The 23061-nt window shown below is 63.5% G+C and carries 24 protein-coding genes; 11 read left to right on the top strand and 13 right to left on the bottom strand.

The annotated features are described in order from the left end of the window. Positions 1 to 202 precede the first annotated feature (202 nt). From IC762_RS14415 to IC762_RS14395, 5 genes are all read right to left on the bottom strand, one after another. Positions 203 to 1291, bottom strand: coding sequence for a TRAP transporter substrate-binding protein (locus IC762_RS14415; RefSeq protein ID WP_195789433.1), 1089 nt, complete (start codon positions 1289 to 1291; stop codon positions 203 to 205). Between the two features lie 286 nt (positions 1292 to 1577). Beyond that, complete coding sequence (locus IC762_RS14410) at positions 1578 to 2666, bottom strand: TRAP transporter substrate-binding protein (RefSeq protein WP_195789432.1); 1089 nt, start codon at positions 2664 to 2666, stop codon at positions 1578 to 1580. A gap of 245 nt (positions 2667 to 2911) precedes the next feature. Continuing rightward, entirely contained in the window at positions 2912 to 3142 is a 231-nt protein-coding gene (locus IC762_RS14405; RefSeq protein WP_195789431.1) for a hypothetical protein, read from the bottom strand. Between the two features lie 184 nt (positions 3143 to 3326). After that, positions 3327 to 4457, bottom strand: coding sequence for an Mrp/NBP35 family ATP-binding protein (locus IC762_RS14400; protein WP_195789430.1), 1131 nt, complete (start codon positions 4455 to 4457; stop codon positions 3327 to 3329). Between the two features lie 57 nt (positions 4458 to 4514). Continuing rightward, entirely contained in the window at positions 4515 to 4952 is a 438-nt protein-coding gene (locus tag IC762_RS14395) for a VOC family protein (protein ID WP_195789429.1), read from the bottom strand. Between the two features lie 201 nt (positions 4953 to 5153). On the opposite strand from IC762_RS14395, the gene IC762_RS14390 reads away from it, so the two are divergent. From IC762_RS14390 to IC762_RS14375, 4 genes are all read left to right on the top strand, one after another. Further along, positions 5154 to 6026, top strand: a complete 873-nt coding sequence (locus tag IC762_RS14390) for an NAD(P)-dependent oxidoreductase (RefSeq protein WP_195789428.1) — start codon at positions 5154 to 5156, stop codon at positions 6024 to 6026. Positions 6027 to 6351: 325 nt separating this feature from the next. Further along, entirely contained in the window at positions 6352 to 7956 is a 1605-nt protein-coding gene (locus IC762_RS14385) for a sensor histidine kinase (protein WP_195789427.1), read from the top strand. Positions 7957 to 8086: 130 nt separating this feature from the next. Beyond that, complete coding sequence (locus tag IC762_RS14380; protein WP_195789426.1) at positions 8087 to 8290, top strand: DUF1289 domain-containing protein; 204 nt, start codon at positions 8087 to 8089, stop codon at positions 8288 to 8290. Positions 8291 to 8315: 25 nt separating this feature from the next. Further along, complete coding sequence (locus IC762_RS14375) at positions 8316 to 8906, top strand: TIGR02281 family clan AA aspartic protease (protein ID WP_195789425.1); 591 nt, start codon at positions 8316 to 8318, stop codon at positions 8904 to 8906. Positions 8907 to 8927: 21 nt separating this feature from the next. Here IC762_RS14375 and catC read toward each other — a convergent pair whose 3' ends face one another. Then, positions 8928 to 9218, bottom strand: coding sequence for a muconolactone Delta-isomerase (gene catC, locus IC762_RS14370; RefSeq protein WP_195789424.1), 291 nt, complete (start codon positions 9216 to 9218; stop codon positions 8928 to 8930). Between the two features lie 116 nt (positions 9219 to 9334). After that, positions 9335 to 10909 (bottom strand): 4-hydroxyphenylacetate 3-hydroxylase N-terminal domain-containing protein, encoded by a 1575-nt coding sequence (locus IC762_RS14365; protein WP_195789423.1) that lies wholly within the window; start codon positions 10907 to 10909, stop codon positions 9335 to 9337. A gap of 261 nt (positions 10910 to 11170) precedes the next feature. Between IC762_RS14365 and IC762_RS14360 the strand changes: the two genes are divergently transcribed. The 5 genes from IC762_RS14360 (at position 11171) to IC762_RS14340 (ending at position 15555) form a co-directional block, all read left to right on the top strand. Then, positions 11171 to 11788 carry an FAD synthetase gene (locus tag IC762_RS14360; RefSeq protein WP_195789422.1) on the top strand — a complete coding sequence of 206 codons (618 nt, stop codon included), beginning with the start codon at positions 11171 to 11173 and terminating at the stop codon, positions 11786 to 11788. Then, entirely contained in the window at positions 11785 to 12309 is a 525-nt protein-coding gene (locus IC762_RS14355; RefSeq protein ID WP_195789421.1) for a flavin reductase family protein, read from the top strand. The genes IC762_RS14360 and IC762_RS14355 overlap by 4 nt, the downstream gene beginning before the upstream one ends. A gap of 72 nt (positions 12310 to 12381) precedes the next feature. Continuing rightward, complete coding sequence (locus IC762_RS14350; protein ID WP_195789420.1) at positions 12382 to 13251, top strand: dioxygenase; 870 nt, start codon at positions 12382 to 12384, stop codon at positions 13249 to 13251. A gap of 65 nt (positions 13252 to 13316) precedes the next feature. Next, positions 13317 to 14495 (top strand): muconate/chloromuconate family cycloisomerase, encoded by a 1179-nt coding sequence (locus IC762_RS14345; protein WP_195789419.1) that lies wholly within the window; start codon positions 13317 to 13319, stop codon positions 14493 to 14495. A gap of 154 nt (positions 14496 to 14649) precedes the next feature. Beyond that, complete coding sequence (locus IC762_RS14340) at positions 14650 to 15555, top strand: LysR family transcriptional regulator (protein ID WP_349629754.1); 906 nt, start codon at positions 14650 to 14652, stop codon at positions 15553 to 15555. A gap of 281 nt (positions 15556 to 15836) precedes the next feature. Here IC762_RS14340 and IC762_RS14335 read toward each other — a convergent pair whose 3' ends face one another. The 5 genes from IC762_RS14335 to IC762_RS14315 form a co-directional block, all read right to left on the bottom strand. After that, on the bottom strand, positions 15837 to 16562 hold the full coding sequence (locus tag IC762_RS14335) for an ABC transporter ATP-binding protein (RefSeq protein WP_195789418.1): 726 nt from the start codon (positions 16560 to 16562) through the stop codon (positions 15837 to 15839). After that, a complete protein-coding gene (locus IC762_RS14330) occupies positions 16559 to 17239 on the bottom strand; it encodes an ABC transporter ATP-binding protein (RefSeq protein ID WP_246801563.1) in 681 nt (226 codons plus the stop codon). Before IC762_RS14330 ends, IC762_RS14335 begins: the two co-directional genes overlap by 4 nt. A 64-nt stretch (positions 17240 to 17303) precedes the next feature. Further along, a complete protein-coding gene (locus IC762_RS14325) occupies positions 17304 to 18308 on the bottom strand; it encodes a branched-chain amino acid ABC transporter permease (protein ID WP_246801561.1) in 1005 nt (334 codons plus the stop codon). After that, on the bottom strand, positions 18305 to 19174 hold the full coding sequence (locus IC762_RS14320) for a branched-chain amino acid ABC transporter permease (protein WP_195789416.1): 870 nt from the start codon (positions 19172 to 19174) through the stop codon (positions 18305 to 18307). Before IC762_RS14320 ends, IC762_RS14325 begins: the two co-directional genes overlap by 4 nt. 59 nt (positions 19175 to 19233) lie before the next feature. Continuing rightward, entirely contained in the window at positions 19234 to 20484 is a 1251-nt protein-coding gene (locus tag IC762_RS14315; RefSeq protein WP_195789415.1) for an ABC transporter substrate-binding protein, read from the bottom strand. Positions 20485 to 20948: 464 nt separating this feature from the next. Here IC762_RS14315 and IC762_RS14310 point away from each other — a divergent pair, with 464 nt between their 5' ends. Then, entirely contained in the window at positions 20949 to 21410 is a 462-nt protein-coding gene (locus IC762_RS14310) for a MarR family winged helix-turn-helix transcriptional regulator (RefSeq protein WP_195789414.1), read from the top strand. 65 nt (positions 21411 to 21475) lie between these two features. Then, on the top strand, positions 21476 to 21865 hold the full coding sequence (locus tag IC762_RS14305) for a hypothetical protein (protein WP_210338446.1): 390 nt from the start codon (positions 21476 to 21478) through the stop codon (positions 21863 to 21865). Here IC762_RS14305 and dusA read toward each other — a convergent pair. Beyond that, a complete protein-coding gene (gene dusA / locus IC762_RS14300; protein ID WP_246801657.1) occupies positions 21862 to 22821 on the bottom strand; it encodes a tRNA dihydrouridine(20/20a) synthase DusA in 960 nt (319 codons plus the stop codon). The two genes, IC762_RS14305 and dusA, sit on opposite strands and share 4 nt — an antisense overlap. Positions 22822 to 23061 lie beyond the last annotated feature (240 nt).

The raw sequence follows: 23061 nt of genomic DNA, 5'->3' as shown, positions 1-23061 counted from the left end.
CATGTCAAGTGGCCGTGCCGAACGTGGCCGTGCCGAACGCCGGCAGCCCGGCTCCTTTGCATGGGGTTGTTTTCGATGTTTTGGCAGTGCCCCCCCACGACGGCAGGCGATCGCATCGGGCTGTCAGCCCCAGGGTCCATCGTTCGTCATGCCCGGGTTCGTCCGGGCATGATGACGTGGATAGGTCAGTTGCGCAAAGACATCAGGTCTGCGCGTGGCGGGCCATGAAGTTGTCGTAGCCGACCTCGGCGACCTGAAACCATTGGTAGCCGGTGCTCGAATAGGATGTCAGCGAGTCCAGCAGCTTCTTGAAGTTGGCGTTGCCGGCCGCGACTTCGGCATGCAGCTCGCGCGCCGCCTTGAAGCTCGCCTCCATGATCGGCGGCGAGAAGCCGTGCAGCTTGGCGCCGCCGGCGAGCAGCTTCTTCAATGCGATCGGATTCACGGTGTCGTATTTCGCCATCATCCAGTTGTTGGCGTAGTGGCCGGCCTGCTCGAGGATGTTCTGATAGTACTTCGGCAGCGCGTTCCACTTGTCGAGATTGATCATCGCCAGCAGCATCGGGCCGCCTTCCCACCAGCCGGGATAGTAGTAATGCGGCGCGACCTTTTGCAGGCCGAGCTTCTCGTCGTCATAGGGGCCGACCCATTCCGCGGCATCGATGGTGCCCTTCTCGAGCGCCGGATAGATGTCGCCGCCGGCGAGCTGCTGCGGCACGCAGCCGAGCTTCTGCATCACGCGCCCGGCAAAGCCGCCGATGCGGAATTTCAGGCCCTTGAGATCGTCGACGGTGTTGATCTCCTTGCGGAACCAGCCGCCCATCTGACAGGTGGTGTTGCCGGCGAGCAGCGAGGTGACGTTGTAACCTTTGTAGAACTCGTTGAGCAGCTCCTTGCCGCCGCCCAGCATGTACCAGGCCTGGTTGAGGCGCGCGTTCGGACCGAACGGGATCGACGAGCCGAAGGTGAAGGTCGGGTCCTTGCCGAAATAATAGTAGGACGCGGTGTGACCCATCTCGACCGTGCCGTTCTGCACGGCGTCGAGCACCTGGAGGCCGGGCACGATTTCGCCGGCCGCAAAAGTCTGGATCTGGAATTTGTTGTCGGTCGCCTCGCCGACCACCTTGGCCATCTGCTCGGCGGCGCCGTGCAGCGTGTCGAGCGACTTCGGCCAGCTCGTCGTCATCCGCCATTTGATCTCGGGCATCGACTGCGCGATCGCGGGGGCTGCAACTGCTGCGGCGCCCGCGACGCCTAAACCTGTGACCTTGATGAAATCTCTTCGCTTCATTTGAATCCTGCCCTTTGTGTTTGTGTTGCAGGAGCGTCGATGCGCGCAATGCGGCGCCGCGCTCGCTTTTCTTGGCCGTCGCGATCCATCGCTGGTCGCGCGCCGCCTTCGTGCAGAGGCTTGGGCGAGAGCATGGAACATCCCCTCACCGAACGCCAGACGCAAAAAGCCCGGCCGTCTCGCGACGGCCGGGCTACTTAAGTCGAGGTGTTGCGGGCTCAAGTCCTGGACCTGAAGCCCGCGCCCGTTGTCTTGCAGCATTCTCCTGAGGAGAACGCTGCGCCGATCAGCCGCGGGTGCGCGAGCGGATCATGAAGCTGTCGAAAGTGTATTCGGCGACCTGCCACCAGAGATACTGGTCGGAGCGGTAGGCCTGCATGGCATCGATCGACTTCTTGAAGTCGGCGTTCTTGGCGGAGATTTCGCCCCACAGCTCGTTGGTCGCCTTGAGGCAGGCCTCGAGCACCTCGTTGGTGAACGGACGGAGCTGCGTGCCGCCGGCGACCAGCCGCTTCAGCGCCGAGGGGTTCTGCATGTCGTAGCGCGCGGCCATCCAGCTGTTGGCGTTGGCGCAGGCGTTGGTCAGGATGGCCTGGTAGTTCTTCGGCAGCGCGTTCCACTTTTCCAGATTGGCGTAGGCGTGCACGGTCGGGCCGCCTTCCCAGAAGCCCGGATAGTAGTAGTACTTGGCGACCTTCTGGAAGCCGAGCTTCTCGTCGTCATAAGGACCGACCCACTCGGCAGCGTCGATGGTGCCCTTCTCCAGCGCCGGATAGATGTCGCCGCCGGCGAGCTGCTGCGGCACCACGCCGACCTTCTGCAGCACCTGACCGGCGATGCCGCCGATCCGCATCTTCAAGCCCGACATGTCGGCGACGGTCTTGATCTCCTTGCGGAACCAGCCGCCCATCTGGGTGCCGGTGTTGCCGCAGGGGAAGCCGATCACGCCGAACTTCTTGAAGAACTCGTTGCCGAGTGCCTCACCGCCGCCCTGGTACCACCAGGAGTTCTGCATCCGCGCGTTGAGACCGAACGGGACCGACGAGTAGATCGCAAAGGTCGGGTCCTTGCCGACATAGTAGTAGGAGACCGTGTGCGACATCTCGACGGTGCCGTTCGAGGTCGCATCCAGCGCCTGCAGGCCGGGCACGATTTCACCGGCCGCGAACACCTGGATCTGGAACTTGTTGTCGGTCATTTCGGCGACGTACTTCGCCAGCTGGTCGGCGCCGCCATAGATGGTGTCAAGGGACTTCGGGAAGCTCGAGGTCAGGCGCCACTTGATTTCAGGCGAAGACTGCGCGATCGCCGGCGAGGCGACGGCGGTCGCGGCAGCACCGGCCGCAGAAACTTTCAAAAAATCACGACGCTTCATCGTAAGCCTTCTCCTTGAGGGCGTTTTCCCAGTGACCGCAAGCATTTCCTCCGGCGATTCCGAGGGGATGCCGGGACGCTCTGGCTCGGCCCTTTAACACGGAAGCGGCCTGTCGGAAACGCGACAATGGCATGACTGCGCCCATTAAACGAAAGTCTGATGGTGCAGCGATGTCCTGGAAGATGCGCCGCGGGGACTACAGCGATTGCGACCTGAAGTTGCTTCTCGAAACGCCTCCGCGCCAGTCAGCGCTTCGCCGCTTGCCTTGCCTTCTTGGCTTTATCGGCGAGATGACGCCCGCGCCGGATCCAGCTTTGCGCCGTCGTGAAGCTGACACCATAGGTCTTGGCGACCACGGCCGCAGCCTCTCCCAGCGAGTCGGATTTCTTCGCCATGTTGAACGCCATACGGGACGCCTCTGCGCGCTTCTCGCGCGTGAGATGCTTGCGGCGCTTGACTTCGCGTGACGCTGCCATGTCGATCGCAGCCTTGCGGCCCCTCCGGCGATTTCGGCCTCTCCACGGTCTCCGTCAAACGGTCGGACCGGGTCGCACGATTCGCCAATATCCGGACAAACATACAGGCTGCCGGCGATCCGGCAATCGTCCAGCGCACCCGTCCTGTGAAGAACGACCGTGCCGGCCTCGAGGCCGGCAGCCGTCAAGCTGCGGTGATCGCACCCTTGAGCTGCTCGCGAACCTTGGCGCCGATGGCGCGGTAGATCGCCGCATGCGGGCCGTCAGGCTCGCTCGCCACCACCGGATTGCCTGAGTCGGAGGTGGTGCGGATCGCCATATGCAGCGGGATTTCGCCGAGGAACGGCACGCCGAGCCGCTCGGCCTCGTGGCGCGCGCCGCCATGGCCGAAGATGTCCGAGCGCGTGCCGCAATGCGGGCACTGGAAGTAGCTCATGTTCTCGACGATGCCGAGCACGGGCACGTTGACCTTCGTGAACATGGCAAGTCCGCGCCGCGCGTCGATCAGCGAGAGGTCCTGCGGCGTCGAGACGATCACGGCGCCCTTGAGCGGAACGTTCTGCGCCAGCGTGAGCTGGGCATCGCCGGTGCCGGGCGGCATGTCGACGACCAGCACGTCGAGCGTGCCCCAGGCGACGTCGCGCAGCATCTGGGTGATCGCCGACATCACCATCGGCCCGCGCCAGATCATCGCGGTGTCTTCCTCGACCAAAAAGCCGATCGACATGATCGAGAGGCCGAAGCGCTCGAGCGGAATCATCTTCTTGTCGTCGTTGAGCTGCGGCTTCTCGCGGATGCCGGTCAGCCGCGGCACCGAGGGGCCGTAGATGTCGGCATCGAGCAGCCCGATCCGGAGGCCGAGGTCGCGCAGGCCGAGCGCAAGGTTGAGCGCCGTGGTCGATTTGCCGACCCCGCCCTTGCCGGAGGCGACCGCGATGATCGCGGAGATGCCGGGGATCTCGGCCTGCCGCGCCATCGGCGAGGCGGCGCCGGGCGGATGCGGGTGCCGATGGGTCGAGGCCGGCTGTACGCCGCCGGCCGGCCGCGGCGGCGGAGCCGCGCCGCCGGCCTTGCGTTCGGCGGTCAGCGCGATCATCGCGACGCTGACGCCGGGAATGGCGCGTACCGCATTCTCGGCCTGCGCACGCACGCTCTCCCAGGCGCGCGCCTCGGCGGCATCGACGTTGATCGAGAAGAATACCTTGCCGTCGGTGACCGTGATCGCCGACAGCACATTGGCATTGGTCAAGGGGACGCCGCGCGGCGACATCACCTTGGCCAAGGCATCCAAAACCTGTTGCTGCGTCACGCTCACGGCACGTCTCCTGGAAGGTTCAAGAGACCACGCATTAGAGCGTTGCGGCGCAAAAGGCTACCTCGCTCCGACGTCGTCCCGCCGCTCGACCGGCGCGGCGCCACCGTCTTCCTTGGCAGCTTCGTAATTCAGCTCGATCATGACCCCGTTGGGGTCGTTGACGAAGATCTGCCAGAGATCGCCGCCCGGAACCTGGCGCGAGTCGTACGCCACGCCCTTGGTCTCCAGCCGCTTCTTCATCCCGGCAAAACCCTGACTGGCGAAGGCGACGTGATGGACGACGCCGGAATCCGGCTTTTGTGCCTCGTCGGTCTTGGAAATATCGACCAGATGCACCACCGCCTTGCCCTCGCTGTACATCCACGCGCCAGCGAATGCGAAGTTCGGCCGCGGGCCCTTCTCCAGCCCCAGAATGTCCTCGTAGAAGTGGACCGTATCGGCGAGATTCCGGGTCCGGATGTTGAAATGATCGAGCACACCGACGCTCATGCCCATGCGAAACACTCCCGTTTTTGTGAAGTTGTTTTGGTGAGGCGATCCTAGCACAAAACCGGGAGCTGGCATCCCACGAAGCCGTTGCCCTCCGCTGCACAGGGGGTATGGTGCGGCTCCCTCCATGGACGGAATGCCCTGCCCGCCCGGCCTTGCCGGCAGGCCTCTGGGGCGATCACCAAGGCAAATTACAAGGTAGCAGACATGGCTAAAGTCGCTTTTCTCGGTCTCGGCGTGATGGGTTTCCCGATGGCGGGACACCTCGTGAAAAAGGGCGGCCATCAGGTCACCGTGTACAACCGGACCGCGGCGAAGGCGAAGGAATGGGCCGACAAGTTCGGCGGCAAGACCGCGGCAACCCCGAAGGCCGCTGCCGAAGGCCAGGACTTCGTGATGTGCTGCGTCGGCAATGACAACGATCTGCGCGCGGTCACGATCGGCGCCGACGGCGCGTTTGCCGGCATGACGAAGGGCGCGACCTTCGTCGACCACACCACCGCCTCCGCCGAGGTCGCCCGCGAGCTCGATGCCGCCGCCACCAAGGCCGGTTTCAAATTCGTCGACGCCCCCGTCTCCGGTGGCCAGGCCGGTGCCGAGAACGGCGTGCTGACCGTGATGTGCGGCGGCGCTGCGGATGCCTATGCCGGGGCCGAGCCGATCATCACCGGCGCCTATGCGCGGATGTGCAAATTGCTCGGACCGGCAGGCGCCGGCCAGCTGACGAAAATGGTCAACCAGATCTGCATCGCCGGCCTGGTGCAGGGTCTCTCCGAGGGCATCCACTTCGCCAAGAAATCGGGCCTCGACGTCGCAGACGTGATCGAGACCATTTCGAAGGGCGCCGCGCAGTCCTGGCAGATGGAAAACCGCTACAAGACCATGAACGAAGGCAAGTACGATTTCGGCTTCGCGGTCGAATGGATGCGCAAGGACCTGTCGATCGCGCTGGCCGAAGCCCGCCGCAACGGCGCTACGCTACCCGCCACCGCGCTGGTCGACCAGTTCTACGCCGAGGTCGAGAAGATGGGCGGCAAGCGCTGGGATACGTCGAGCCTGCTGGCGCGGCTGCAGCGCTAGATTCTCGCCCTCGGGGTTCGGTCAGTCGTTCTGCGCAACTCGTCATGCCCGGGCTTGACCCGGGCATCCACGTCTTCGACTTGAAAAAAGACGTGGATGGCCGGGTCAAGCCCGGCCATGACGATACGAGGAAATGTCGGCTCGAGAGGCCGCAAAGGCAACATGCGATGACCTCGCCCGCAAGCGGGGCGAGGTCATCGAAAGAGTTAATTTAACTCCCCGTTAAGGAGTTTCTTTAGCTCTTTAAGGCATCGCTTAAGAATTTGAGAGCACAGATAGACGATGCAAAACGCCCGTGCGTTTGCGGGCAGGATTTGTGTTGTTTATGAGTGATCCCGCAGAAAAGCCTGAAGTTGTCGCGCTTCCGGCCGGACCTCAGGTGGCGGCGCCGGTGAACAGCCGGCGCGCTGCCGCGCAGCGGGTGCGCGAGGCGCGCGATCGGTTAACGTCGACCAGCGGAACCCGCCCGGCGTTCGACGCCGAACTGCTCCGGCAATACGCCCAGACCAGGATGTCGGCGTCCTACGTCGTCATGCTGCTGGTGGTTGCGACCGGCATGCTGTTTGCCCTGTGGATGCAGTCGATGGTGGCCGGGGCCTGGACTGTCGGCATGCTCTGCGTCCATGCCGCCATCATCCGCAGTTGTTCCCGCTTCCTCGCCGAGCCGCCCTCGCTTGCGATGACCCGCAAATGGCGGACCCGCTTCGTGCTGCTCGACCTGCTCTACGGCCTGTGCTGGACCGTGATCCTGATCCATCCCGCCGGCCGGGATCTATCGTCCAACACGCTGATGATGTTCCTGATGCTGCTGGTGATCGCGGTCTCCAGCATGCTGGCGGCAAGCCTGCCGATCGCGGCCCTCGCGGCAACCGCACCGGTGACGGTGGCGATTGCGCTCGATCTCGTGCTGAGCGGCTCGTTCGACAATTACGTGCTGGCGCTGCTCGCGCTGGCTGCCGAAGGCTACTTCGCGCTGCTCGCCCACCGCCTGCATTCGACGACGCTGGCGACGCTCGAGGCACGCGCCGAGAAGGACGCGCTGATCGGCGAGCTCGAGCAGGCCAAGGCGATCTCCGACGAGGCGCGCCACCGTGCCGAATCCGCCAACGTCGCCAAGTCGCGCTTCCTCGCCCAGATGAGCCACGAGCTGCGCACGCCGCTGAACGCGATCCTCGGCTTTTCCGAGGTGATGAAGAGCGAGATCTTCGGCGCGCATGCGGTCGCGGTGTACAAGGAGTATTCCGCCGACATCCATAATTCCGGCGTGCACCTGCTCAATCTCATCAACGAGATCCTCGACCTGTCGCGGATCGAGGCCGGCCGCTACGAATTGAACGAGGAAGCGGTGGCGCTGGTGCATGTCGTCGCCGACTGCCATCATCTGTTGAAGCTGCGCGCCTCCAGCCGCGGCATCACCATCCATGAGGTGTTCGAGCACGGCATGCCCAGGATCTGGGGCGACGAGCGCGCCATCCGCCAGGTCGTGCTGAACCTGCTCTCCAACTCGATCAAGTTCACCCCGCAGGGCGGCGAGATCTGGCTCAAGGTCGGCTGGACCGCATCCGGCGGGCAATATCTGAGCGTCAAGGACACCGGAAGCGGCATCGCCGAGGACGAGATCCCGGTCGTGCTTGCCTCGTTCGGTCAGGGCTCCAACTCGATCAAGTCGGCGGAACAGGGCGCGGGCCTCGGGCTGCCGATCGCGAAAAGCCTGATCGATATGCATGGCGGCACCTTCACGCTGAAATCGAAGCTGCGCATCGGCACCGAGGTGATCGTCACCTTGCCGCCGGAGCGCGTCATGAGCGCGCTGGCGCCGATGGCCGAAGAGGCCCCGCCGGTGCAGCCGGAGCCCGTGGAGACCGCGCCGAACGCCGACCGCAAACGCGTGCGGCGCAAGTCGATCATGAGTGCAGGTACCGGACTCTAGAGCATGGCCCGGAAAAGTGTGACGCGGTTTTCCGAGAGGTCATGCTCAAAACAAAGAGCGGACGCGCGATGGCGACCATCGCGCTTCCGCCGGCTTGCGTGAGCGGCCAAAACCGTTCAAACACCTGACAATGAGCACCGAGACGCCGTGTATCGCAGTCTGCATGATGGATCCCAAGACCAAGCTCTGCTTCGGATGCGGGCGCACGCTTCCGGAGATCGCGCGCTGGCACAAGATGGACCGCGCGGAGCGGCTGGCGGTTATGGCGACATTGCCGGCGCGGATGGATGCCGCCGGGCTCGAACGGCTGGAGCCGCGTCCGAAACGCGCCTGATCGATGCGATCGGTGGAGGCGCGCTGTGAGCCGCATCCTCCTCGTCATCCTGCTCTTGATGGCAACCGCCGGCGCCGTCGTCGCCTATGGCGATCCCGATCAGATCGCGCGCGCGAGGGAAAATCTCACGCAGCTGTTCGGCCGCAGCGCGGCACCGGCGGCGGCCTCGCCTGCTCCCGCGCCTGGGGTGCAGATCGCGCGCAGCCAGAGCGGCGAGTTCGCATTCCGCGCCAAGATCAACGGCATCAGCGCGCCGATGGTGATCGACACCGGCGCGACCTCGGTGGTGCTGACCTGGGAAACCGCGAAGGCGATCGGGCTGCCGATCGAGATGCTCGAATACAATGTCGATCTCGAAACCGCCGGCGGCCATACCAAGGCGGCGCGGCTGACGCTCGATCGCCTTGCGGTCGGCAGACTGGTCGAGAAATCGGTGCCGGCGCTGGTGGTGCAGCGCGGCCAGATGAAGACCAATCTGCTCGGCATGAGCTTCCTCGACCGGCTCGAAAGCTGGGGCGTGCGCGCCGACACGCTGATGCTGAACGGCTACCCCGATGTCACTGGCAGCATCGGCAGCGCCAGCCGCCACCGGCGTCCACACACGGTGGTCAACTAGCCGGATCGCATGGCGCAGCGCCTATCGGTCATCGTCGTGGATCGATGACGGATGCCGGCATAACGGGGTGACCCGTATCTCCATGAACGGAAAGAGCGGTAGGTTGGACAGGATGTCGTGCAATTCCTGCGCGCCAGATACATCGAATATGCTGACATTGGCATAGCGTCCAGCGACGCGCCACAAGTGACGCCAGACGCCCGCACGTTGCAACTCCGTGGCGCGGGCACGTTCCGCCTGCTTCAGCGCGTCGGCCCGTTCGACGGGGAGATCGTGTGGAATCCGCACATCCATTTCGACGTGGAACAGCATGACGATGAGCTCCTTCAAACCGTCGGACGAGCCGAACAAACCGCGGCGGGGAAAACGGACCGGAGCCGCCACGCGATCGCGGCGGCCCCGGCAATTACCTGTCTTGGTCGGCGAGATCAGCCCTGCACCAAACCACGGCTGACAAGATTGATATCGTCGGGATTGACGAGATCCTTCGCAGTCCAGCCCGACACATCGTAGTCGCCCATGCAGTTGCGCACAAAATCCTGCATGGCGCCGAGGTCGCCGGTCGCGGCCGCGGCCGTCAGCGTCTCGACGCGCAGGTTCTCGTAGTTGCCCGCATAGTTGCGCTCATAGAGCTCGTGGCGTCCGCCGAACTCCGAGCCTACCGCATCCCAGAGCAGCTTCAGCAGCTTGATCCGATCGATTGCGGCATAGCCGTTCGAGCCGCGGACAAACCGGTCCAGATACGGCCTGATGGCCTCGCTCTCGAGATCCGCCGAGCTCGACGGCAGATAGATCAGGCCGCTCGCCACGTGGCGCTCGATCAGTTCCTTGATCCGCGGATAGGCCATCGGTGCAAACACGCGGTAGGCGAGCCCGTAGTTCAGATTGGGCAGGTTGTAGCCCTCCGTGCCCTGCCAGGTGATCGGCGACTTCACCATCGCATCCGCAATCCCGTGGAACAGATTGCGCCATGCGATCACCTCACCTACCGCGGTCTGGACGCCGCGGAAATCCTTCGATCCCGTCGCCTCCACCGCCATCGAGAACAGGCCGGCGATGAAGTCGAGCTTGACGGCAAAGCGCGTCACGCCATGCAGCGTGAACCGTGGCACGAAGCCCGACGCCGGGAAGAACTGGTTGATCTTGTCGACGTCGCCATAGATGAAGACGTTCTCCCAGGGCACCAGCACCTTGTCGAAGACGAGGATGGAGTCGTTCTCGTCAAAACGGCTGGACAGCGGATAGTCGAACGGTGAGCCGGTCGCCGCCGCCGTGAACTCGTAGGACGAGCGGGCGATCAGCTTGACGCCCTTCGCATCCATCGGCGCCGTGAAGATCAGCGCGAACGACTTGTCCTTGATCGGGATGCCGTAGTGGGCGATGAAGTTGTAGTGCGTCAGCGCCGACCCGGTCGCGACCACCTTGGCGCCTGAGACGATCAGGCCCGCATCGGTCTCCTTCTCGACATGCATGAAGACGTCGCGCACGTCCTCGATCGCCCGGTCGCGGTCGATCGGCGGATTGACGATCGCGTGGTTCCAGAAGTCGAGCCGTTCCTGGGTCCGCGCATACCACTTTCGGGCATTGCCGGCATACTCGCCGTAGAAGGCTGAATTCGCGCCGAGCGTTCCAAGAAATGCCGCCTTGTAGTCCGGTGAGCGGCCCATCCAGCCGAAGGCAACTTTCTGCAATTCGGCGATTGCATCGCGGCCTTTGATCAGATCCTCGGCCGTCCGCGACCCCAGGAAGAACGGATGGGTCATTTGTCCCGAGCCTGTATCGGTCAGGACACCAATTTCATCCTTCTTCTCGTGAAAGCGGTCGTACCACCGCGCGACCATCCGTGCCGAATTGCGAAAGGCCGGATGCGTGACGACGTTCTTGACGCGCTCGCCGTAGATATAGATTTCGCGCCCGTCCTGGATGCTGTCCAGGAATTCGCCGCCGGTATAGACGCTGGTCGTCGACGCGGGCGCATCGGCCCGCAGCGCTGCAGTAGTCATGGTCGCTTCTCCTCCGCTGCGTCGTCGGACGGGCGACGATTGCCGCACCGCCCGAAAACATTCGCCACGCTCTTGGTCGGCGTGACATCGGACGAAGAACTACGCGCTCCACCGGAGCAGGCGAAAGGTATCACACGATACCGTGCGGACCGCCACGGTCGCGCTATGACTAGGTGGCGCGGACCTGACGGCAGCGACCTTCCGGCCGACGCAACGCCGCAGCGGACAAAGCGTTTGCTAACACGGCAAGGGAGCGGAACCATGGGCAAGGGTCTAGGCAGCTCGGCTGTTGCTTTACACCATGCCAACGAACTTGATCTCGGTGCGAGCGTCGTGACGATCGGCGCATTTGATGGCGTGCACCGCGGTCATCAGGAGCTGCTTCGGCAGACGACTGCGGCGGCGCAACGTCGCGGTGTTCCCGCCGTGGTCTACACTTTCGATCCTCCGCCGAAGGTTTATTTCGGTCGGGCCGAGGCGTTAAGCTCACTGACCGAAAAGCTCGAGCGCATCGCAACATTTTCTCCCGACCACGTGATCGTTGCAGATTTCAACCAGGCGTACGTCCAGCGCACCGCGCTCGACTTCATCGCTGAGCTACAACGGCTGCGTCCTCATGAGATCATCATCGGCGAGGATTTTCGTTTCGGGTCCTGCAAGGGCGGAAGCGCCCTGATGCTGCGCCAACGCTTCAACACGCGTGTTCTGCCGCCGGTGCGATGCGGCAATGGCGAGATCGTGTCGAGCACCCGCATCCGGGCGCTGCGGCGATCAGGTCTGGCGGCCGCCGCGGCGACGCTGGAGAACTGGAAGGACGTCCTGACCGCGCCGCCGGTCAATCTGCCCCGTCCAACCCAATTCCGGACAGCCAACCAATGACCACCATCGATCCGCGAGAGCTGCGCGACGCTTGCGGCCAGTTCGGCACCGGTGTCACGATCATCACAACGCACCATGAGGGACGGGATCACGGAATGACCGCCAATGCGTTCATGTCGGTGTCGCTCGATCCACCGCTGGTGGCGATTTCGATCGCCAGAAGCGCGAAAATGCTTTCCAACATCCAGAGGACCAGCCGCTTCGCCGTCAGCGTCCTCGCCGAGGGCATGGAGGACCTCGCCTGGCATTTCGCGGGCAAGCCGAAGCTCGACCTCTGTGACGTCTTCGAACGGCGCGACGATCTGCCTGTCATCGCCAATGCGGCGGCGTATTTCGTGACCGATCTCGCCAGTGAGATCGTCGCAGGGGACCACACCATCTTCCTCGGCCATGTCCGCCAGATGTCGCTCGAGCACGACAAGAAGCCGCTGCTGTTTTTCCGCGGCCGCTTCGGCGGTCTCGCCGACCCGCATCCTGCCCCCGCGCTGCTGGAGAATGCCGGCTACGAGTTCATCTGGTGAGCGCAGGTGCCTCGATCTTCCCGGAAACGAGAAGCCAAACTGGTTCAACTGCAACAAAAGGAGGAAACGACCATGCTGAACGTCAACAAGGACAGCATTACCGATCTGGTGATCGCTGCTCTCGACAAGGATATTCCGCCGCGCAACCGCAAAATCCTGACGAGCCTGATCCGCCACTTGCACGACTTCTGCCGAGAGGTCGATCTGAGTTTCGCCGAATGGTTCGCCGCCTGCGAGTTCCTGCGGCGCGCCGGCGATATCTCGGACGAGAAGCGCAACGAGTTCATCCTGATCGCCGACATTCTCGGCATCGAAGTGCTGGTCGATATGCTCGACCACCGGGTCACCGACGGCGAGAGTGAATCCACGGTACTCGGACCGTTCTACCGGGAGAATCCGCCGGTCCTGCCCAAGGGGGCCTCGATCATCAAGAAGACCTTCGACAATGCGCAGACCGTCAAGGTCAGCGGCCGGATCACCGATACCATGGGACGGCCGATCGAGGGCGTCACCATCGACGTCTGGGAAGACGCGCCGAACGGCCTCTATGATCTGCAAGATCCGGAGCAGCCGGCCTACAATCTGCGCGGCCGCCTCACGACCGACGCCAACGGCGAATATGCGTTCGTGGCACTCCGTCCCGAGCCGTACCCGATCCCCTATGACGGCGCCGGCGGCGAACTCCTCAAGTACATGGGTCACCATCCCTGGCGTCCCGGGCACATCCACTTCATGCTCTCGAAAGACGGCTATCAGTCGCTGATCTCGCAGATCTACGATTCCGAGACCAAGTATCTCGACAACGACTCGGTCTTCGCCGTCAAGCAAAGCCTGATCGGCCAGTTCAGGAAGGCCCCGGCCGGCGCCGATACCGATCTCGTTCTCGAGTTCGACTTCAAACTCAAGAAGGCCACGGTCGAGCGACTGGTTGCGGCCGAGTGATACACGTTGCGCCCTGCCAGGCACACCCCTGGCGGGGCTTACCCCGATCGGACATGCGAGGAACCATGGGTCGTCCCATCATCGAAATCACCGAGCCGGTGGTGCCGCCACGGGCTCTCGCCAAGGACACGGCGATTCGCAGCGTCCGGGCCACCATCGTGGAGGCCCCGACGCGCCGGCGGCACAAGCTCTCGAACACCGAGGTCACGCATCAGGGCTACGTGCTGGTGCGGATCCTGCTCGACAACGGCGTGTCGGGTGTCGGTGAAGCGTCGACGCTCGGCGGTCCGCGCTGGGCCGAGGAGAGTGTGGAATCGATCCAGGCCGCAGTCATGAACTATCTGGCGCCGGCGCTCCATGGCCAATCTGCCCTCGCCTTCGAGGCCAACGCGATCCGCATGGGCAAGGCCGCGAGCCGCAATTTTGCGGCCAAGGGCGCCGTCGAGTCCGCCCTGCTGGACGCGACCGGCAAGACGCTCGGCCTGCCCGCCAGCGCACTGCTGGGCGGCGCGGTTCGCGAGCGCATGGAGGTGATCTGGGCGCTGGCGTCCGGCGACAGCTGCCAGGAGCTGGAGGAAGCCAGGGAAAAGCTGCGGCGCCGCGAACACCGGCAGTTCAAGATCAAGTTCGGCTTCAACCAGCCGCAAGCCGATCTGAAACGGCTACAGGCGCTGCGCACCGGTCTCGGCGACGACGTGCGCCTGATCGTCGATGTCAACCAGGGCTGGAGCGAGGCGGAATGCATCCGTTTCATGCCAGCGCTGGAGGAGCTCGGCGTTGCCCTCGTCGAGCAGCCGGTCTCGGCGCTGCAACTCGAAGTGATGGCCCGTGTTGCGGCGCGCACCTCGATCCCCCTGCTCGTCGACGAAGCGGCTTTCGCCAAGGAAGAAATCGCCCGCGCGGCCAGGATGGGATGCGGCAGTGTCTATTCCCTGAAGCTCGTCAAAAGCGGCGGCCTGTTCGAAATGAAGCGAGCAGCAGCGGTCGCGGCGGCGCATGGTCTCGAGCTCTATGGCGGTTGCCTGCTGGAGAGCAGCATCGGCGCAGCAGCGCATCTCGCCGCCTTCGCCACCTTGCCCAAGCTCGAATGGGGCACCGAACATTTCGGTCCGCGGATTCTCGTCGAGGACCTCGTCACCAACCCGGTCAGATTCGATGAATTCGAGATCTGCGTCCCTGATGGCACCGGTCTCGGCGTGGAGATCGACGAGGACAAGATTCAAGCCTTCGCTCGGAAGGAGTAGCCGAATGGCGCCACGCCAGCGGACAATTGACAAACCAGCGACCCACGCCCAGTCTTTGGCCCGGAACCATCGTCTCGATGCTGCCCCGATGCCCGCCAGGTCCGAAACCCGACAAGCTTCCCTGGAAGCGCGTGAACAAACGTCCGGTTAGCCCGTGACCGGTCGCGACGATGTCATGGACCTCAGGCGACTAGCTTATTTTGTTGCCGTTGCCGAGGAATTGCATTTCGGACGGGCTGCATCGCGGCTCGCGATCGCTCAACCGCCGCTCAGCCGGCAGATCGCCCAGCTGGAGAGCGATCTGGGCGTCATGCTGATTGATCGCAGCCGAAGCCAGATCCGGTTGACCCAGGCGGGCAATGTTCTTCTGGAGCGTGCGCGCGATGTCCTCGAGCGACTCGACCGGACGCAGCGCGAGATCAAGCGGATCGGAGAAGGCTTTTCGGGTCACCTGCGCGTCGCCTTCGTCGGCTCCGCGACCTACGGCGTCCTGCCCAACGTGATCAAGGCGTTTCGTTCGGCCTATCCCGATGTGGAGCTCGCGCTATCGGCGATGAACAATGCCGAGCTGAAGCGCGCCGTGATCCAGCGCGAGATCGATATCGCCATCGCCCGCCCCTCGCTCGAGGATGAGGAACTGAAGTCTGAGCCGCTGCTGCACGAGCCGCTGATCATCGCGGTGCCCGACACCTCGCCCCTGCTCGACCAGCACGTCACGCGACTGTCGGCGCTCAAGACCGAGACTTTCATTCTCTATCCCCGCAAGCCGCGCCCGAGCTTCGCCGACCACATCCTCAGGATCTGCCTCGAGGAAGGCTTCATCCCCAAGTCACAGATCCTGGCCCAGGATTATCAGACCGCGATCAGCCTGGTGTCCGTCGGCGTCGGCATTGCGCTGGTGCCGCAATCGGTGTCGCAGTCGGAACGGCCCGGTGTCACCTACCGTGCCTATGAAGGACATAATCCCGGTACGGCGCTTTCGCTGAACTACCGGCGCGACAATCGAATGCCGCAGCTCTTCAACTTCCTCAAGATCGCGCAAAAATTCACGCGGCGTTAGAGCACATCGCCTTGAACAGATCGGCTTCGTCAGATCCGCCTTTGATGGAAGCGATAGAGCAGGATGCCCATCGTGATTGCGGCGATCACGTAGAGCATCATGGCATCGGTGTTGGGATGTCCTTCGACGAACGTCAGCATCTTTTCCCTCCTGGCTCTGAAGATCGCGATTCGCCTCATGCTTAGAGCATGATCCGGAAAGTTGCGACGCGGTTTTCCGAAAGACCATGCTCAGACAAGACGCTGAAGCGCGATGATGGTTCAACCCGATCTCATCGCGCTTTAATGATCACTCGTAACCCATTCCTTCGCGCTGGCGCCAGCCATCGAGCGGACGCGCTCCTCGTCGTTGGCGAGTTCGGCGGCGCTGCCGCTGTAGATGATGGCGCCGTCGTCCAGCACATAGGCGCGATCCGCGATGGCGAGGCTGACGCGAACGTTCTGCTCGACCAGCAGCACGGAGATCCCCTCCTTGCGCATCGTCTGAATGATCTGAAAGACCTCCTTCACGATCAGCGGCGCCAGTCCCTGGCTTGGCTCGTCGAGCAGCAGAAGCTTCGGATTGAGCAGCAGGGCCCGGGCGATTGAAAGCATCTCCTGCTCGCCGCCGGAGAGCTGGCGGCCGCGATTGTCGCGCCGCTCCGCAAGGCGCGGGAAGGTCTCGAACACGCGCTTGGTGTTCCACGGACCGGGACGCGCGACAGGGACCCGCAAATTGTCCGCGACGGTCAGATTGGCGAAGATCTTGCGGCCTTCCGGCACATAGCCGACACCAAGTCCCGCAACCTGATAAGGCGACATGCGGGTCGCGTCCGCCCCGAACAGCTTCACCTGGCCACCGCGCGGCGGAGTGAGCCCCATGATGCTGCGGAGCGTCGTCGTCTTGCCGGCGCCGTTGCGGCCGAGAAGCACGACGATCTCGCCTTCGTTCACCGTCAGGCCGACACCGTGGAGGATGTGGCTCTTGCCGTAGAACGTCTGCAATCCCGCGACCTCGAGCGGTGTCATTGGCTCTCTCCCAGATAGGCCGCCTGCACCGCCTCGGACGCCGCGATCTCTTCGGGCCTGCCCTCGGCAAGCAAGCCACCCTGATCGAGTACCGTGATGTAATCCGCCAGATGGAACACCACCCGCATATCGTGCTCGATCAGCACGATCGTGTAATTCCTCTCCTTGTGCAGGCGACGAATGAGTGCCGTGATCTCATACGTCTCCTGGTCACCCATCCCGGCCGTCGGTTCGTCGAGCAGCAACAGGCGAGGAAGCTGCGCCAGCGCCATCGCGATCTCGGTGGTCCGCTGGTCGCCGTGCGAGAGTTCGCCGACCAGCCGGTCGGCCTTGGCGGCGAGCCCCACCAGCGCCAGGGTTTCGGCCGCGACGTCGTTGGCAAGCTTGGCGCCCGCCCGATTCGGCAACAGTTGCAGCGTCTGTCCGGCCGCGACCTCGGCCGCGGTCAGCACGTTCTCGTGGACCGTCAGTTCCGGAAACACCTCGGTGATCTGGAACGTGCGTCCCATGCCGAGCCCGACCCGCTGGTGTGCCGGTACGCGCGTCACATCCCGGCCTTCAAACAGGATCGATCCTCCGGTCGGGGGAAAGTAGCCGCTGATCATGTTGAAGAAGGTCGTCTTGCCCGCCCCGTTCGGGCCGATGATGGCGCGCAATTCGCCGGTCTTGACGTGCATCGACACGTCCCTGACCGCAACCAGATTGCCGAACCGCTTGGTGATGTTGCGAACCTCGAGCATGTCACACCGACCCGCGCCTGCGCCGCATGCCGAGCAGGCCGCGCGGGAAGAACAGCACGACCAGCACGAAGATCGCGCCGACGAACGACATCCAGTTCACGGTCATCGACGAGATGTAGTCCTGCAGCACCACAAACACGGCGGCACCGACCAGCGGCCCCCAGAAGGTTCGCATGCCGCCCATGACGCACATCACCACGAAATAGCCGGACAGCGAGTAATGCAGGGTCAGCGGATCGGCAAAGTTGTTCAGCAAGGCATAGAGGGTACCCGCGAGTGCCGTGAAGAAGCAGGAAATCGAGAACGACAGCCAGATCTGACGCTCGACCGGGATCGCCAGAAAGCGCGCGCGACGCTCGTTCTCCCGGATCGCGCGCAAGGTGTGGCCGAACGGCGAGCGGACCAGCAGGCCGAGCAGCGCCACGGCAATGGCGAACACGGCGAGCAGGAAAAAATAGAATCTGTTGCCGCCATCGGAGATGTCGAGCGTCAAGCGCCCCAATCCGATCGGCTCGCGGTGAAAATCGCGCAAGCCGTCGAAGCCGCCGGTGAAGTCGTTCCAGCTGTAGGCGAGGTAGTACCAGAGCTGCCCGAACGCGATCGTGCACATGGCAAAATAGACGCCCCGGCGGCGCACGATCAGAAGGCCGAACAGGGTGCCAGCCAGGCCGCCCAGCAGCGTTCCGAGCAGCATGGCAAGCGGCGTGCTGTGGGCGAGATATCGCAAGGTGAGGCCGGCGCCATAGGCACCAAGGCCGAAATAGGCGGCATGACCGAAGCTGAGGACGCCGGTGAATCCCAGCAACAGGTTCAGCCCCATCGCAGCCAGCCCGAACACCAGCACCCGCCCTGCCAGCGCCGTGTAACCGCCGAGCAATGGAAGCCAATAGGGAACCGCGATCAGAACGGCCCATACCGCGACGAGCATGACCCATCGCGGAACGCCCGGCGTTCGTCCCGCTCCGACTGCTGCGCCGCCCACGCGCGTGCCGACATCGGTGCTCATGCCATCATCCCCTCCTCGCCCATCAGCCCACGGGGACGAACGAGAAGGACGATCATCATGATGGCATAGATGACGGCTTCGCTCGCAGCCGGAAAGAAGACCGTCGTGAGCGCCGCCGCCACCCCGATCAGCAGTCCGCCGCACAGCGTGCCGATCAGACTGCCGACACCACCGACGATGATCGCGATGAAGCTCGGCATCAGCAAATCGTCGCCCATGTTGGGATTGAGGCCGATCTGCCCGGCGGCAAGCACGCCGCTTAGGCCGGCCAGCAGGCAGCCGAGCGCGAAATTGAGCGTTCGCAACAGGCTGATGTTGACCCCGAGGGAAGCCACCGTCTCGAGATCGAGCGTACCTGCCCGGATGCGCACCCCCACTTGCGTGTAGCGCAGGAACGCGAACAGCCCGAGCACCGCGACGATCACGACGCCGACCATGAAGACGCGATACCAGGTGATGAAGAACAGCGTGGGGCTGATCGGCTGCGCCAGGAAGTCGGGCAATCCGAGCGGCAGCCCGTTGGGTCCCCAAATGTAGCGGGCGGCATCCTGCATCACGAAGGCGAAGCCGAACGTGAGCAGCAGGCTATAGACCGGATCCCGGTTATAGACCCGCCGGATCATCAAGCGCTCGACCGCAAGTCCGATCAGCGCGGTGATGAACGGCGAGACCAGCAGCGCGCCCCAGTACCCCAGCGCCGGCGACAGGGTAAAGGCAATATAGCCGCCAAGCGCAAGGAAGTTGCCGTGCGCGAAGTTGATGACGTTGCTGAGATTGAGGATCAGGGAGAGGCCCAGCGCCATCAGCACATAGAACGCACCGATGATGAGACCATTGGTGACGTTGAACAATATGACCTGGATCATCCCGCCCTCGGCATTGCCGGTTGTTCAGCCCCACTTCGCTCGAAAACACTCGGGCTCGATCAGGCCGGCTCCGCCATCTTGCAGCCGGTGTCCGCCACCGAGCCCGCGGCCTCGTCGCCGGGCACGAGCGCCGAGGTGGTGAAGACGTCATCCGGCGCCGACTTGGGCGGATGCACTTCGCCGACGAAAATATTTGGCATCAGCTCATGGTCTCCGGCCCGGTAGCGCACCTTTCCGGGCTGCAAGGCGACGTCCGGCGGCAGTTCAAAGTCCTCCAGCGCCTTCGCCATTTTCGGACCCTCGAGCGACTTCGCCTTCCCTGCCGCAAGCCGGACCGTATGCATCGCCACGTACCCGAACCAGTCGCGCGCCGACGGCGTCTTCTTGGTTGCTGCGCGGAAATCACTCACGAACTTGACGACCTCCGGCACGTTGGGCTGGTTCCACCACCACTCCATAGTCCACCAGCCGGTCTGCGCGTCGGGCGGACATCCCTTGACGCTTTCCAGCTCGAACAACGCGCCGCCGAGCGCCATTTCCTTCTGCATCCCGAACTGGGTGAACTGCTTCATGCAATTGATCTGCGTCAGGCCGCCCATGTTGTTGAGCAGAACGTTCGGCTTGTAGGACTTGGCCTTGATCAAGGTCGCGGAGAAATCGGTGTTGTTGATCGGGAGCATGTCGCCCTCGAACGTGCCGCCCGCCTTCTTGAGCGCCTTGACGAAGGCGTCCTGCAAGGTGTGACCGTAGGCATAGTCGGGCGTGATGAAGAACCATTTCTTGCCGAACTTCTGCACCAGCTGGGGGGTGATCGCGTTGGCGTCCATGGTCGTAGTGTTGCAGATGCGGAACACGTTCCACTTGCAGTTCACGCCGGTGATCGGATCGGTGTGACCGCCGGGAACGATGTGGAAGACCTTCTTCTCGTTGGTGACTTGCGACATCGCGTAGGCGATGCCGGAATTCACGTCGCCAAGAATGACGGCGACGTTGTCGCGATCGATCAGCTTTCGGGTCTTCTGCACCCCGGTGCCGACGTCGTTCGCAGAATCCTCGACCAGGAGCTGGATCTGGCGGCCCAGAATGCCGCCCTTTTTGTTGATCTCGGCCTCGGCATATCTGGCGCCGTCGACCTCGCTTTGCGCCAGCGCGGAAAGCACCCCGGTCAGTGGGTTGACCATTCCGATCTTGATCGGCTCGTCCGCGAGCGACTTGACGATGAAGGGCGCACCAATCGCCTGGCTACCGGCCAGAGCAATTCCGGACTTGATGAGCGTGCGACGATTGATCGAAAATCGAACCGTACCCATTCCAGACCTCCCGGCTTTTGTCGTTTTCTGCAGACGTTATTTCATCAAGACAAACTCGTTCCTGTTGCCCTCGATGATCTCGAAGAGATCACGGTCTCGGAGAGAGAGGGCGATTTGACATCGCAGTTTGGAATTGGGCGCGTGGAGCGGCTCTCTATTCTTCCTGCATCGCAGGAGGCGCTTGCCGCGGCGCTCAGGTGCGACAGACTGCCCCACTCTTCAATGCAGCACAAATTCGCAATTGGTCTAACCGTGCGCAGACATGCTGCGCTGAACACAGGCGGCGTCGGGCGGCTTGCTGCCACGCAGCATTTTGCTCCTCGCGGAGCACGCAAACATCCGCGATCACATCAGCGGCATCGTACGGCCGGACATTCCAGACGGCTTGACCGATAAGAGCATATGCTTTCAGTTGCTCATCGCGTCCTGATCGAGATGCCGGCCGTCAACAGGGATTGAACGAGATGTCGCCGCTCAACCAGCCGCTTCGGGTCGACGCGTGCCACTGCAACGCGATGCGAAAAGCGAGCCGGCAGATCACACGCTTCTATGATGCCCATCTCGAGCCGGCGGGCCTGCGCGTCACGCAATTCCTGACGCTGGCCGCCCTGAAGGAGCTGGGCCGCGCCGCGATCCATCCGCTTGCCGAGCGCCTCGACATCGAACGGACGGCGATGGGGAAAATGCTCGGCTTCCTGGAGCGTGACGGCCTGATCAGGCTCCGTCCCTCGCCGAGCGACGGACGAAGCCGGCTGATCGAGCTCACCGACAAGGGCCGTCGCCTGCACGACGAGGCTTCTCCGCTCTGGCACGAGGCGCAGCGGCAATTCGAGCAGCTCAACGGCAGGAAAGACGTAGCGGCGCTGCGGCAGGGATTGAGCCGGATGGCCGTGGACGACATGGCCGCGAAATCATCCGACGACTGACAGCTCCAGCGATCGATCCACCGCTCACGCGTTGACTTTGCACCCGAGGAAATGGGAGACGGAAAATGAGATACGCCCTTGCCACCGGCCTGGCGCTGCTTGTTGGGATGATCGGCGCAGGCGCCGGCGTTGCCCAGCCAGCTCCGACGCCGACCACCAAGATCCTCGCCATCGGCACCCTCAATCCCGGTGTCGATCAGGCAAAGGCACTTGCGATCCTGCCGAACGAGGCGCGGGAAACCGTCGAGCTTTATCTGACCGGCAAGATCGACCAGTGGTATTCGAGGCAAGACCGTCGCGGGGTGGTGTTCCTGCTCAACGTCACCGATCCCGCCGCCGCCCATGACATGCTCGAGAAGCTGCCGCTCGGCCAGGCCCATCTGATGAGCTTCGAGCTGATCCCCGTGGGCCCGATCAGTCCGCTCCGCCTGCTGGAGGGGATGAAGAGTCCCTAAGCCGCGATCGGCGCCGGGGCGCGGTCGTCGACGCGCGCGATCGCATCGCGCAGCACCTCGAGGCCTGCACCCGGCTTGACGCCGTTCTCCGCGAGGTGGCGGCGGAACGCGCGCGCGCCGGGGACGCCATGGAATGCACCGACGAAATGCCGCGTGATGGCGTGCAGCCGCGTGCCTTGTGCGAGTTGCGCCTCGATATAGGGCGTCATCGCCGCGAACACATCCTTCATCGTCGCGTGCGGCGCGGCCTCGCCGAACAGTTCGGGATCGACCGCAAGCAATCGCCACGGCTCCTGATATGCGGCACGGCCGAGCATCACGCCGTCGACATGAGCGAGGTGTTGCTTCGCCTCCGCGACGCCGGCGATGCCGCCATTGATGATGACCGGCACGTTCGGCAACGCCGCCTTCAGGCGGTAGACACGATCATAGTCGAGCGGCGGGATGTCGCGGTTCTCCTTCGGCGACAGCCCGTTGAGCCAGGCCTTGCGGGCGTGCACGATCAGCGCATCCGCACCGGCCGCGATCACGCCGCGCGCCAGCACATCGAGCGCCACTTCCGGGTCCTGGTCGTCGATGCCGATCCGGCACTTCACCGTCGCCGGGATGTTCACCGCGCGCTTCATCGCCGCGACACCCTCGGCAACCAGCGCAGGCTCCGCCATCAGGCAGGCGCCGAAGCGGCCGTCCTTCACGCGGTCGGACGGGCAACCGACATTGAGATTGATCTCGTCGTAGCCAAAATCCTCGCCGATCCTGGCCGCCGCAGCGAGCTCGCCTGGATCGGAACCGCCGAGCTGCAGCGCCAGCGGATGCTCGCTCACATCGAAGCCGAGCAGCCGCGCCCGGTCGCCATGGATCACCGCGCCGGTCGTCAGCATCTCCGTATAAAGCCGCGCCTGCCGCGACATCAGGCGATGGAACACGCGGCAATGCCGGTCGGTCCAATCCATCATCGGCGCAATAGAGAATTTTCGGTCCAAACTATTCATTTTGCTGATATTTTCAGATTCCAACGACCCTTTGTGCAATTGGACCGATTGAGAAATCCAGTCTGGCGGGACGTCCGCAACCTGGCTGTTCTAGGACCATATATGCATGAATTGGAAGTAGAAATCGCGCCTTCGGTTCTCGGTCGCCGCGTGACCTTGACCGACCTCATGATGGGGTTCGATTTGCGCGAGCAACAGACTCGT

The organism is Bradyrhizobium genosp. L (assembly GCF_015624485.1).
GTDB lineage: Bacteria > Pseudomonadota > Alphaproteobacteria > Rhizobiales > Xanthobacteraceae > Bradyrhizobium.
Note: the sequence above shows the minus strand (reverse complement) of the source record. Positions and strands in the feature narration are given on the sequence as shown.

Coding starts and splice junctions, on each gene's coding strand:
- IC762_RS14415 (WP_195789433.1), bottom strand. CDS start 1,291: ATGAAGCGAAGAGATTTCATCAAGGTCACAGGTTTAGGCGTCGCGGGC.
- IC762_RS14410 (WP_195789432.1), bottom strand. CDS start 2,666: ATGAAGCGTCGTGATTTTTTGAAAGTTTCTGCGGCCGGTGCTGCCGCG.
- IC762_RS14405 (WP_195789431.1), bottom strand. CDS start 3,142: ATGGCAGCGTCACGCGAAGTCAAGCGCCGCAAGCATCTCACGCGCGAG.
- IC762_RS14395 (WP_195789429.1), bottom strand. CDS start 4,952: ATGGGCATGAGCGTCGGTGTGCTCGATCATTTCAACATCCGGACCCGG.
- IC762_RS14390 (WP_195789428.1), top strand. CDS start 5,154: ATGGCTAAAGTCGCTTTTCTCGGTCTCGGCGTGATGGGTTTCCCGATG.
- IC762_RS14385 (WP_195789427.1), top strand. CDS start 6,352: ATGAGTGATCCCGCAGAAAAGCCTGAAGTTGTCGCGCTTCCGGCCGGA.
- IC762_RS14380 (WP_195789426.1), top strand. CDS start 8,087: ATGAGCACCGAGACGCCGTGTATCGCAGTCTGCATGATGGATCCCAAG.
- catC (WP_195789424.1), bottom strand. CDS start 9,218: ATGCTGTTCCACGTCGAAATGGATGTGCGGATTCCACACGATCTCCCC.
- IC762_RS14365 (WP_195789423.1), bottom strand. CDS start 10,909: ATGACTACTGCAGCGCTGCGGGCCGATGCGCCCGCGTCGACGACCAGC.
- IC762_RS14360 (WP_195789422.1), top strand. CDS start 11,171: ATGGGCAAGGGTCTAGGCAGCTCGGCTGTTGCTTTACACCATGCCAAC.
- IC762_RS14355 (WP_195789421.1), top strand. CDS start 11,785: ATGACCACCATCGATCCGCGAGAGCTGCGCGACGCTTGCGGCCAGTTC.
- IC762_RS14350 (WP_195789420.1), top strand. CDS start 12,382: ATGCTGAACGTCAACAAGGACAGCATTACCGATCTGGTGATCGCTGCT.
- IC762_RS14345 (WP_195789419.1), top strand. CDS start 13,317: ATGGGTCGTCCCATCATCGAAATCACCGAGCCGGTGGTGCCGCCACGG.
- IC762_RS14335 (WP_195789418.1), bottom strand. CDS start 16,562: ATGACACCGCTCGAGGTCGCGGGATTGCAGACGTTCTACGGCAAGAGC.
- IC762_RS14330 (WP_246801563.1), bottom strand. CDS start 17,239: ATGCACGTCAAGACCGGCGAATTGCGCGCCATCATCGGCCCGAACGGG.
- IC762_RS14325 (WP_246801561.1), bottom strand. CDS start 18,308: ATGAGCACCGATGTCGGCACGCGCGTGGGCGGCGCAGCAGTCGGAGCG.
- IC762_RS14320 (WP_195789416.1), bottom strand. CDS start 19,174: ATGATCCAGGTCATATTGTTCAACGTCACCAATGGTCTCATCATCGGT.
- IC762_RS14315 (WP_195789415.1), bottom strand. CDS start 20,484: ATGGGTACGGTTCGATTTTCGATCAATCGTCGCACGCTCATCAAGTCC.
- IC762_RS14310 (WP_195789414.1), top strand. CDS start 20,949: ATGTCGCCGCTCAACCAGCCGCTTCGGGTCGACGCGTGCCACTGCAAC.
- IC762_RS14305 (WP_210338446.1), top strand. CDS start 21,476: ATGAGATACGCCCTTGCCACCGGCCTGGCGCTGCTTGTTGGGATGATC.
- dusA (WP_246801657.1), bottom strand. CDS start 22,821: ATGATGGATTGGACCGACCGGCATTGCCGCGTGTTCCATCGCCTGATG.